We start from the raw sequence: 13,037 nt of genomic DNA on the forward strand, positions 1-13,037 counted from the left end.
TTTCATCCGTCACACTTACCACATTGTTTTAGTTATCTGACATATCTAAGGAATAGACGACATGGGAGATCCTGATTGAAAGGGGAGTTTAGTTTTAGTTATCTGACATATCTAAGGAATAGACGACAATAAAGAAATAGTAAAAATTGAAATTATAGTTTTAGTTATCTGACATATCTAAGGAATAGACGACCAAAAACATTGAATTTGAGCATTGGTCTTGGTTTTAGTTATCTGACATATCTAAGGAATAGACGACCAGTATTTAAAACGCAATATTTTTCCCATAGTTTTAGTTATCTGACATATCTAAGGAATAGACGACAAGTTTTTTTCGTCAACCTTCAAGTCTTTCGTTTTAGTTATCTGACATATCTAAGGAATAGACGACTAATAAGTTATATTTCTTAGCTAAAGATGGGTTTTAGTTATCTGACATATCTAAGGAATAGACGACGAACCTATTAAAAATAGTACAACTAATAGAGTTTTAGTTATCTGACATATCTAAGGAATAGACGACTCAATAGTTAGTTTCTCAACGAACTCTTTTGTTTTAGTTATCTGACATATCTAAGGAATAGACGACTTTTTCATTAACTAATATTTTTATTGGTTGGTTTTAGTTATCTGACATATCTAAGGAATAGACGACTCGTAAATTGTTCGTTATAAGTCTTCATTTGTTTTAGTTATCTGACATATCTAAGGAATAGACGACGATTTTATGTACAACGAAATGGAAATTAGTGTTTTAGTTATCTGACATATCTAAGGAATAGACGACTCAACAAAAGTCTTATCATATGGCATTCAAGTTTTAGTTATCTGACATATCTAAGGAATAGACGACCAAAACACAGACCCTACGATCAAGTACAAAGTTTTAGTTATCTGACATATCTAAGGAATAGACGACGTCATTGAAAAACTTTTATTAGAGGTAATTGTTTTAGTTATCTGACATATCTAAGGAATAGACGACGGTTCATAGCTTTTGAACAACCACAACTTTGTTTTAGTTATCTGACATATCTAAGGAATAGACGACACTTGCTGAAGGCTTTGACCAAGGTACGGGGTTTTAGTTATCTGACATATCTAAGGAATAGACGACGTATTGACATACATATTTTTTACCTATAAGGTTTTAGTTATCTGACATATCTAAGGAATAGACGACTTTTTTTCATTTTAAAACCTTTCCATTTCTGTTTTAGTTATCTGACATATCTAAGGAATAGACGACTTTTTCATTAACTAATATTTTTATTGGTCAGTTTTAGTTATCTGACATATCTAAGGAATAGACGACACATTTTCGTTCAATAAAAAATCCAATCTAGTTTTAGTTATCTGACATATCTAAGGAATAGACGACAGTGAAAACAAAGTATCCGCATCTATTTGAGTTTTAGTTATCTGACATATCTAAGGAATAGACGACGGACCAATATATACCTATTTCCCCGACAACGTTTTAGTTATCTGACATATCTAAGGAATAGACGACGCAATAAGCATTTTTACATCATGTTAGGGGTTGTTTTAGTTATCTGACATATCTAAGGAATAGACGACAACAAGATCAAGTATCTTATACAACCTATAGTTTTAGTTATCTGACATATCTAAGGAATAGACGACTTAGATTTAAATAATTACGAAACAAATAATGTTTTAGTTATCTGACATATCTAAGGAATAGACGACAAGATTGAGAGTAACAAGGAGTTGGAGATTGTTTTAGTTATCTGACATATCTAATACATAAGGACTAAAAAACCCTACAAAATTACCTTTAAAATTTTACTAATTTTGTTAGGTTATTTGGAAATATAGTTTGAAAACTAACATTTTCAAACTATAGTGGTATGGTCTTTTACTTTTTTATTACATAAAATGAACTTATATTTATGTATATAGGAAAGGAATAACGTTTTGTCTTGGAAAACAATAATTATAAATAAGTATGATAAATTATCGCTTAAAAATAATTTATTAAAAATAGAAAATACTAAACAGGAATCTGACAAATCATTAACATTCTCATTAAGTGATATTAACTGTGTAATATTAGAAAATAATTACACATTAATTTCTACACAACTTATTTCTAAATTATTAGATAATAATGTGTTTCTAGTTGTTTGTAATGATAGTTATGAACCTAACGGAATTATGCTCTCATATCACAATCATTGAAAACCATTAGCTATTATAGAAAAGCAAATAAGCATTAATTCAGAATATAAAAAAATAATATGAAAACAAATAATTGAAAAAAAGATCGAAAATTCTTTGAATGTTATGGTCATGATTGGTTGTAGTGATAGATCAATCGAAATGGTATCGAACTTTCAAAAAACAGTCAAATTAAACGATACAACCAATAGAGAAGGACTTGCTGCTAAAGTCTTTTTTAGAGAGTTATATGGAAGTAATTTTATTAGATTTAGTGATGATATCATAAACAAAACTTTAAATTACGGCTACACAATTTTAGCTTCTGCAATATCTAGAACCTTGGTTAAATACGGATTACTATGTTTTCTAGGTATCTTTCATATTGGTAAAACTAATAATTGAAACTTATCTTATGATTTATTGGAACCGTTTAGACCACTTGTTGATTTATGAGTAATTAAAAATCTTGATGGTTTAGAAGGGGAGAACATTAGTTATAATAAAAGACTAGAATTAATCAACTTACTTAATCAATTTGTATCAGTTGATGGTAAGTTTCAAACTATTACAAATGCAATTGATATAATGGTTAGAAGTTATGTAACAGTTTTAAAAACAACAAGTTCTCTAAAACTTAAGCTTCCTACAATAATATATTATGAAGAAAAAGTAGATGACATCTATGAGTATGAGTAGGTTTCGACAAATGAGATTATTTGTGTTTTATGATTTACCTAATACAACTAAAGGTGAAAATAAAGAATACACTAAGTTTAGAAGAATATTAATTCAAAATGGTTTCTATATGATTCAATTTTCTATATATGTAAAGTTATGTATAAATTATGATCAAATGTTAATCTATCAAAAAAAGATTGAAAACTTTAAGCCTAAAAAAGGAGACGTTAGAATGATAGGTATAACAGAAAAACAATATAAAGATATGAAAATTTTAGTGGGTAGCAAGACTTTTCAAGAAGAAAATCAAAACATTGATTTTATATTGGAATTATAGTGGAAACTAACTTAGTACTTAATAGTAACTTTTTTGGAAAAACCACAATAAATTTTCATAATAATATAGCATATTTATATGGTACTAATAACTCTAAAAAAAGCCTATTATTACATGAAATCTATGAAGGTCTTAAAGGTAAAGAAATATACAAACTTTCATTTAATTCCTCAAGCTCGTGTGTTGCTAGATATCAATGTGTTTTTTTAAAAGAACTATTTGATTTACAAAATGAATTAAAACTAACAAAATCTAATCTTTTACGTAATTGTATTTTGAAGAAAATCAATAGCCACATAATAATGCAACAAGATAATGAGAATTTTCAAAACCGACTAAATACTTTTTACAATGATTTAGAAGAGGTTATTAATTCATTAGAGTTCAAAGAAATGTTTGATTTAGATGAAAAATTATCTGTTAAGTTCAATATTGATACCAAAGCAATAGATAGCCTTATTGATAAATTATTAAAAGTTTATTTATATAAAGAAGATGAATCTAAAGAAGTTGATGAGAAATCATATAGCAGATTTACTATAAGAATGTTGATATTAGAGATCTTGTTTTTAGAGATTGATTTCAATGATAAAGAACGACCAATATTTTTATTATTAGATCTTCCCGATGCTTGTGCAGATGATAATAATATTTTAAAACTTAGCGCAACTATATTAGAATGGATTGGTAAATACAATATTAATGTTATTATTACCGTTAACAGTTCTTTTACCTTAAAATTATTCAACCCTGATTTACGATCAATAAACTTTATATCTAACTCAAAGATTATCAATTTAAAAAAGTTAAAAAGTATTTTCAAAAACATAGCAGTTTGCTATTCATTTATTGAATCTAAAAGCACAGATTTAATAATATACAAACAACAAATTACTAGTTTGATTAATAATGATGACTTACATTTTGAATATAGTTACTACAAGAAGAGAATTGAACATTACTTATATATGACTCATATCTTTAGAAAAATTGTTGTAATTGAAAGTAAAGATGTAAGTAACTGAAATGTTGATCACAAAGCGTTAACTTTAAATATTAACTACAAAGATATTGTTTTCCTTTTTGTTTTATCTTTTGAGTTGGAACTCTCAAAAAAGATTGATTGAAATATAGAAAATATTAAATTGAAAGCATTGATAGAAAACTACTAAATATATTTGTTAACTACATAAGATGTTTTTAAATTAATTCAAATTTTTATTTCAAACAACAATTTTTAATAAGTTCTCTATAATCTTTTTAATTTATACAAACCTATTATGTTATTTTATAAATGTGTTTTATTACATCGTCAACGTAATAAAAATATCATAGTTGTTTTTTCATATAAAATTTAAAGTTTTAAATTTTTATTTAAATATAAACAGAATTTTATAAAATATACCATCCTAATAATTTATATTTGATTATTTTTTGTTTTAAATACATTTAATAATGAGTATAAATAAAAAAATAAAATGTTATAAATTTACTCATTATTTATGTAGTTTTTTATATTGGGGAAATTACTTTGTAAATTTAATCTATAAATTTTCTTGCAAATAGTAACAAATATGCTTATTCAATCTTTTACTCAATAATTTAACCAGCAAACTTCAACCTTGTTATTTATTCACTAGCTCACTTCCTGCATTAACATTATTTATATGTATAAAGTTATGAAGACTTATACTTTTCAATAGTCTAGCTTTCTATATGTGTGGCCATTAGCATAATGAAGTGCATAATGTAGTTCTTCTAATAACATCAGTTTTTTTCTCATTTTAACAACCTCTCTTTTACGAGTTTCATGAGGTTTAATATATTCAACTTATAATATCTGTCTAAAGTTATATATTGTTTTCTAAAAAGCTTTTTGTTTATTAGCTATATCATTTTGTTGAATGCTTTAAAAATATATTTTTTTAATTCAACAAACAAAAGTTAATAAATTCATTTATAATAAAAAAAAATTAAAAATGGAGTTTTAAAATATGGATGAATTATTAAATAATAAAGATAAAATTTTCTCAGTTATTGATTTTTTTAGTTTTAATTTATTTGCAAGTGATATAAAGTATCCTATGAAGAAAATATTTACATTTGATGAGTATAAAAAAGCAATTATAAATTTCAAAGATAATAAAAATAAGGAAAATGCTATTGATGAGATAACAAAAAACACTGATAAACCCTATCAAAAAGATGTTAAAATTTTTTTGAATTTTAATTGCATTTATTACTATGGTAGTAGAGGCTCTGGTAAAACTATGTTCACAAAAAACTCAGCCAATCATAAAGATATTGAAGCATATTATTTAAAAGATCTTAGTTATGAAAAAATTAAAGACTTGGAAGAAAACATAAATACCAATAATTTAAAATATGTAATTTTTGATGGGATAAATGAATTTGATTTTTCTCTTAAACGCATTTTTGAAAAAATCATAATAAATCTTTTAGCTATTAATATCAAAGTTATAATTACTGGTGTTTGCGAAAAGGAAATAAAAAAACTTGATTTAAATATAGGAACAATTGAATTTAAAAATTCTTTGGAAAGTAACTATATGTATAGAGTGTCTACTCTTATAAGTCCAAGTAATTATGAGAAATATTATAAGATAATTCAAACTATTTCTTTTAATTTACTGTCTTTAAGAGAAATTAATTACTTTATCCATTCATTAATTATATTATCTAATAAAGGATTTGTAATCAAAAAAAATACTGATCACTTCATATTTATATGAAGAAATATTCTGGAGCATTTTTTTGAGTTTTACTTCGAAGGAGAGAAATGTGTAGACTGAAAAAGTTATTGAACTTTTTTAAAAAATAATATTAAAACTTTTTACTATGGTATTGATGAGAAATCAGAATTCTTTAAAAAAAATAAAAGTGAAATAATTTTTTTTAACTCTCGAAGTATAGTGGCAAAAGAAAAAGAAAAGTTTGTTTTAAAAGATAGAATGTTATACCTACCATTGTTACTAACGCATATGAGAAAATGTAAGGATGATAAAGAATATAGGGATGACGTAGAATTGAAGGAATGATATACAGCTTTTGTTCTGTTGTTAAAATCTGAAAAAATGGAAGAAGTTAACATAGAATTTATTATAAATAAGGACGATGATATCTTACTAGTAAAAAGAATTAATAAAAGTATTTTGAATAAACTTATGCTTCTTTTTTCTTTTAAGGAAAAAAGGAAAAAACTAGTACTCAATAAGAATCATGAATATAAAATATCTTTTTTTTATTTTTTAATATCAAACTTCAACGTTCAAGATTTAAATGAATGTATTGAGTTGGAAAGGGAAGATTATGAAAAATGTATCACATTTTTAATAGATAATATAAATATTATGAAGTTTGAAAATATTCTATGTAATTTTATTGATTTGACAGATTTTAATGACAGAAATATGGAAATTTTTTATATAAGTTATTTTACAAATCGTATATTAAATTTATCTGAAAATGATGCAATCATATTTTATAAAAGATTATTTAACTCATTTTCTTGTTATAAAACCTTTGTTAAATGGGCCAATATTTTTCTAAGAATTAAGATATTTCAAAAAGCTAACAGTCATGTAAATATTTTAAAATATTACTTAAAAAAAACATTTTGTAAATATAAAAAAACATTGACATATAAATATGTCTTTTATAATTACTATTTTTTGCACTTAGATTTAATAAATACACCTGTAAATAACAACTTTGGAAACATTCATGATAAAAAATATTTAATCAATATAAATAATAGCCTAATTCAAAATGCGTATATATTTTTATGTTATTTTTTCAAACAAACTGAATACCATACATGTGAAGAGATAAAAGAAATTATGAATTTAATAAATGATAAATTTTCATTTCCAAGAAATGTACAAATTAATTCTTATTTTAAACTCCATTACACAACATCTACAAAAATATATAATAGTTTTGATTGAAAAGTTATTGAATTAATAGATTTTATTATTTTAAAGTATTTTAAAAAGAAAAAATGCGACGCAAAAAAGAATAGAATATATTATTCTGATATATATTTAGAAAATAACTTAAAAATTGAATGACCATTGATAAACAATAATTTTTTTATATGCTCCAATTTAATTTTTTGCGATAATAAAATTTCTGATGAAAAAATGTGAAATATAAAATATTATCCTTTGGATAAAGAAAAATTTAGAAAGATTACGAATAATTTCATTAAATTTTTATTAGAAAATAAATTTTACGCCTTTAAAAATAAGGTTAGGATAGAGACGGGTTTTAAAATATATTACATTTTTAAAGAGATAAAGTTCGAAAAGGAGTTTTATCATCAAAATATCTCTGATGTTGTAACAAATAATTGTTACATAGATACTTTTGAAGTATCAGAATTTTCAAAGGAACAGTTCATATTCCAAATTCAGTTGTATTCAGAAACAATATTCTCTTCGGAACTTTTAAATCATAAAGATATTTGTATTAATTATAATGGTGAATTAGAAACTTTTTTTCCATCAAATCACTTGACCAAAAAAAGAATCAATTGATCGACAAAAGAGGGGACTGTTTTTTTCGATGATGATTCACAAACTTGATTCAAAATACCTAATAATGATAGAAAAAAGAATTTTTTTAAATATTATGTTTGTTATTGCGAAAGTTGAAATACTGGTAATATAATAAGAAGATGAATAATATTAAAATATAATAAAAAAGAAGTATTTTTTCAAGAAGTTTTTGATACAAGTGAACTTGGGATGGAAGTGTTTAAATTAAAGGAAAACAAATGATTGTCTTTAAAATAATCAAAAAATAATATTGTCTAGTTATAGAAAAAAATGGTTGCATATATTTCAAAGATTTTAAAATATATTGTCTCATTTTAAATAATCAAGGCATAGTAGTAAGTCAATCTAAAGTTGCTAGAATAATGAAATTATTCAATTTATATTCAGTTATAAGAATAAAAAAGATGTATAGAAAACCAAAAGAAGTCAAAAAAATAACTTATGGTCCTAATCATGTTAATAGAAATTGATCTTTGTATTCAAAAAATGAGCTTTAAGTTACAGATATTACATATATACCTTTCAATAAAAAATTTGCATATTTAAGTGTTTTGAAAGACGCAAACACTGGATTCATAGTAGGTCATGAGGTATCTTTAAAAAATGACATAGATATTTACAGAAAAACACTTGAGAAAGCTTCGTTTCATAGACAAGATCTAACTAAAAAACTTACCATCCATTCTGATAACGGAAATTAATATACATTTATATTTGCAAAGCATTATGTTAGAAAAAATATCATAATCTAGACCATGTATCTCTATTGATAATGGAATGTGTAAAACTTTTTTTTCTTTAAAAGAAGAGTGCGAAAATAAAACTAAAGCAGAATAATTTTCATAAGTTAAAAATAGCAATCGATAATTATATATAATTTTACAATTATAAAATAATAATGATAAACATAAGACCGTCCAACATATATTTATTTAGATTTCAAACTATAAAAAAAAGTACTTCAAACTTTGTTTAAGTATTTTTATAAAAAACATTTTGCATACTTGACAAATTATATTTAAAATATTGATTATATTAGATTTTTTTATTTAACTCTATACATAGAGGGTTTATTCGTTTGTATAAATGAGTGTTTTTTTAGCATAATGTATACTTAGAGAATTATATTCACACTTTTAGTATTATATTTTGATTTATTTAGGTTATAATAAATCATAATTAAATGTGTAATGCGGAGCATGAAAAAATATGAATTTTAAAATTAGTGATGAACAACAAAAAATAATTAACTACCTTAAAGCTAATTATAATTTAAAAATTGAAGCAGTAGCTGGAAGTGGTAAAACTACAACTAGCTTATTTATAGCAGATGCTTTTAAGGACAAAAATATAATAATTTTAACTTATAATAAAAAGTTAGCTGATGAAACTAATAAAAAAATTAAGAAGCATAGTTTAACAAATATTAAATGCAAGACATTTCACTCATTTATTGGAAACTGTTTTGGTGACACTTGTAAAGATGATCAAGCTCTAAATAATATAATAATCAATAAAATTGAAGTAATTAAAAATCTAGAACACTTTGATTTACTTATTTTAGATGAAGTTCAAGATATGTCCTTCAATATTTTTAAACCTTTAGTCAAGATTATTAAAGAAAAATATTTTAATTCACAACTATGTATTTTAGGAGATTCAAGGCAATCAATATATAGTTTTAGAGGGGCTAATCCACTTTTTTTATCAAAAGCAGAAATTGCTTTTGGAAATCTTAATAATTTTAGTTGAAAAAGCACTAAGTTAAGTACTAGTTACCGAATCACAAAAGATAATGCAACTTTTTTGAATGAAGTTTATTTTAACGAAAATTTCATTACTTCAAATCAAGAAAACAGCGAAAAGAACTTATTTTATACGGTGATTGATGCATTTAATACTAAGGCTTTATATGAATATTTGAAACCTGTTTTTGAGAAATACGAAGATGAAGATATTTTTATATTATCGAATAAAGTTCAGGGGACAAACACCCCTCTGTCAAGATTAGCAACGCTTTTATCGGAAAAAGGTCATTTAGTTTATATATCTTTAAGTGAGGAAGAAAATTTAAGTGACAAAGAATTGAAAAACAAAATCGCTTTCTCAACTATTCACCAATCAAAAGGAAGAGAAAGAAAAGTAGCCATCATTTTTTCTATGGAACATAGTTATTTTGAATATTATGATAGAAATTCTGATCATATGAAACCCAGCAATCTTCATTATGTAGCTCTTACAAGAGAAACTGAAAAAACAATAATAATCAACCACTATAAAAACTCAGCATTTAAGTTTTTAAACTTTGATAATTTGAATAAGTTTATTGATTTTAAAGTAGAAGAAGATAAAAAAAGAACTTGAGAAGAAGCTAACAAAAGTATTAATAGGAGAATTGAAAATACAGTTTTAAACACATCTGTTAGTGATCTCTTGAAGTTTTTACCTTTAGAAAAATTAAGAGAAGATTTAGATAAAATGAAAGTTGAACGTTTTGTCATAAAACCAAGTTATTCTTTGGAGAAAGTGCCAAACTCAAAAACCTTTTTTAAAAAAAAGAAAGAATACTCTGAAAATTTATCAATCTTTAACGGTAAATACTTTCCAATTATGTTTTTAGAAAAAGTCAATAAATTTGATGACATAATCAAATCCATTAAACAAGTTTTAAAAGAAATATCTGAATCTAAATCCGACTCTGACACCTTATTAAGTTTTCTAAAACCAAAAAAAGCTTGGGTTAAAAGTATTATTGATGAATATGAAAACAAGAATATTAATATATTAAAAGTAGTTCTATTGCTTTCGGCAATAGAAAATGAAGACATTTCAAGAATAAATCAAATCCAAGAAATAGACTGAATTACAAAAAAAGATGATCAAACAGCCAATGATGTATTTGAAATCATATTGGGAGATAATGCAGGAGTTTTAAGCAAGAAATTTAAGTTCGAATATAATATAAAAATTGAAAATATAAATGGTAGAAACTACATAGGAATACTTGATTGTGTTGATTTTGAAAATAAAAGAATATGAGAATTTAAATTTACAAATGAATTAAGTAATATTCACAGATTACAGTTACTTTTATATAAATTAATCATTTCAAAAAATAGTGATTTAAGATCTAAATTTGATAAATTTCAATACTATTTATTTAACTTAAAGAAAAATAAGGTTGAACGTATCAGTATGAACTATGAAGACTTAGAAAGAATGTTTTACAATATTTTGTTTATAAAAGAAAACATGAATACTGTAGAAATAAACTTAGATAGCTTTTTAGATGAAATCAATAAAATTAAAGAAATGAATTATTTTATATAGTTTGTTTGTAAATCATATAAATATATTTTTTTATTATAAACTAATTTATTTTCTATTTATTTAAGAATTTTTTTCATTGTATAATTAAAAAAGATTTAAGGGGCAAATTAAAATGAAAAAAAATTTTGATAATTTTATCAATAATTTTAAAGATAAAGTCTTTAATTTAGATTTTTACGTTGATTATGACAAAGCTATAAAAAATGTAGATATATACAAAAAAGAGATAGAAGTTTTAAATAAAGCAATTTTAGCAAAAGAACCTTTACACATACTTAAGTTAGCTTTTGAAGAAAATAGCAATTTGCAAAAACTCATCCCTTCATTAATTGCTGTAAGAAAGAATGTTATTCAAACAATATCTGAAAGTTACGATTTTAGCAAAAAAATGGATGCTAATAAGATTATTGAGTTTATAGACGGTGTAGGTTTATTGAAAATCATCCAAAATAATAGAATAACTAACTTTAATGATTATTTATTAGGTTTAGAAGTTGGAATGGACACAAATGCTCGAAAGAATAGAACTGGTAAAGCTATGGAATCATTAGTTTCAGATTTACTTATTGAAAAAGGTTTAATTTTTTCGGAACAAGTTTCTTTAAGAAATATTGCAAATATAATTCCTGATTTTGATTGAGAAGATTTATCTAGCCAATTTGATAAATTTAACGCGGATAAAAGAGTAGATTTTCTCTTTAAATATAATGAAATATATTACTTAACTGAAGTTAATTTTTATTCTTCTGGAGGAAGCAAATTAAATGAAACAACAAGATCATTTATAATGTTAAATAATAAACTAAAAAAATATGAGCATATTAAGTTTTTGTGAATTACAGATGGTATTGGTTGACTTACTGCAAAAAAACAAATTAGAGAAGCATATGAAAAGATTGACTTACTTTTCAATTTGAAGGAGTTTGAAGAAAACTCCCTTGAAGATTTATTAGGTATATAGCTTGAAACCAATTGTTAAATGAGTAGGCGGTAAAACACAACTATTAAATGATATTAAGCAACGATTACCAGAAAAGTTCAATAGATATATTGAACTATTTGTGGGTGGGGGAGCAGTTTTCTTAAATTTACAATATGAAAAAACCATTATTAATGATCTAAACTCAGAATTAATTAATATGTATGAATGTATACGTGATAATTATATTGAAGTAATAAAGTATATCGAGATTTTCAGGATTAAATATAATTCAAACCCTAGAAAATTTTATTACGAACTTAGAAGCCTAGAAAAATATCAAAATGATTTTGAAAGAGCGGCAAGAACAATTTTTTTAAACAAAACTTGTTTTAATGGACTTTATAGACAAAATAAAAACCATAAATTCAATGTTCCATGAAACCAAAAAACTATTGCACCAAATATTTATGAACTAGATAATTTAGAAGAAATATCAACATTCTTGAAGTCTGTCAAGATTTTAAATTTAGACTTCAAAGATACATTAAATTTAGTTAAAAAAAACGATTTTGTTTATATAGACCCACCGTATGATAAGTTAAATAATAATACATTTGCAAATTACTCTGGAAATGACTTCCTTAGATTTCAACAGGAAGAATTAAAGATTTTTTGTGATGAAATTTCAAAAAAAGGAGCATTCTTTATGGTTTCAAATCACAATACAGAATTTATTAAAGATTTATATAAGGAGTATAGTATCGATGTTGTTATGGCGAAGAGAAATGTTAATTCTAATGGTCAAAAAAGAGGGAAAATAGAAGAAGTATTAATCACTAATTATAGAAAATAAAGTGAATAAATATTCATCATTTTATAAAGGTATAGAATTGCAAAACAATCATTAAATGTGTTAAGTTCATTATTTACTTAAACTATATTTTTAATTGATATTAAAACGCCATATATAATAATTTTTATGTAAAATTTTATTAGGAGAATA

Annotated in this window: 8 protein-coding genes and 1 CRISPR repeat array (1 of these 9 cut by a window edge); all 8 genes read left to right on the top strand. The window is 23.9% G+C overall.

Translation table 4 applies throughout. The features are described from left to right. Positions 1-1,713: a CRISPR direct-repeat array (repeat unit 36 nt; unit sequence GTTTTAGTTATCTGACATATCTAAGGAATAGACGAC) (it extends 1,886 nt beyond the left edge of the window). 228 nt (positions 1,714-1,941) lie between these two features. After that, positions 1,942-2,883, top strand: a complete 942-nt coding sequence (gene cas1, locus SAPIS_RS02225; protein ID WP_023789211.1) for a type II CRISPR-associated endonuclease Cas1 — start codon at positions 1,942-1,944, stop codon at positions 2,881-2,883. 10 nt (positions 2,884-2,893) lie between these two features. Further along, complete coding sequence (gene cas2 / locus SAPIS_RS02230; RefSeq protein ID WP_023789212.1) at positions 2,894-3,202, top strand: CRISPR-associated endonuclease Cas2; 309 nt, start codon at positions 2,894-2,896, stop codon at positions 3,200-3,202. Continuing rightward, positions 3,202-4,374: a hypothetical protein gene (locus SAPIS_RS02235; RefSeq protein WP_023789213.1), complete on the top strand. Its 1,173-nt coding sequence runs from the start codon at positions 3,202-3,204 to the stop codon at positions 4,372-4,374. Before cas2 ends, SAPIS_RS02235 begins: the two co-directional genes overlap by 1 nt. 822 nt (positions 4,375-5,196) lie before the next feature. Beyond that, complete coding sequence (locus tag SAPIS_RS02240; RefSeq protein WP_023789214.1) at positions 5,197-8,019, top strand: hypothetical protein; 2,823 nt, start codon at positions 5,197-5,199, stop codon at positions 8,017-8,019. A gap of 269 nt (positions 8,020-8,288) precedes the next feature. After that, positions 8,289-8,483 (top strand): hypothetical protein, encoded by a 195-nt coding sequence (locus SAPIS_RS05405; protein ID WP_327194847.1) that lies wholly within the window; start codon positions 8,289-8,291, stop codon positions 8,481-8,483. Between the two features lie 508 nt (positions 8,484-8,991). Next, positions 8,992-11,112 carry a UvrD-helicase domain-containing protein gene (locus SAPIS_RS02245; protein WP_023789215.1) on the top strand — a complete coding sequence of 707 codons (2,121 nt, stop codon included), beginning with the start codon at positions 8,992-8,994 and terminating at the stop codon, positions 11,110-11,112. Positions 11,113-11,224: 112 nt separating this feature from the next. Beyond that, a complete protein-coding gene (locus tag SAPIS_RS02250) occupies positions 11,225-12,073 on the top strand; it encodes a type II restriction endonuclease (RefSeq protein ID WP_023789217.1) in 849 nt (282 codons plus the stop codon). Between the two features lies 1 nt (position 12,074). After that, positions 12,075-12,887, top strand: a complete 813-nt coding sequence (locus tag SAPIS_RS02255; RefSeq protein WP_023789219.1) for a DNA adenine methylase — start codon at positions 12,075-12,077, stop codon at positions 12,885-12,887. Positions 12,888-13,037 lie beyond the last annotated feature (150 nt).

Source organism: Spiroplasma apis B31 (assembly GCF_000500935.1).
Lineage (GTDB): Bacteria > Bacillota_I > Bacilli_A > Mycoplasmatales > Mycoplasmataceae > Spiroplasma_A > Spiroplasma_A apis.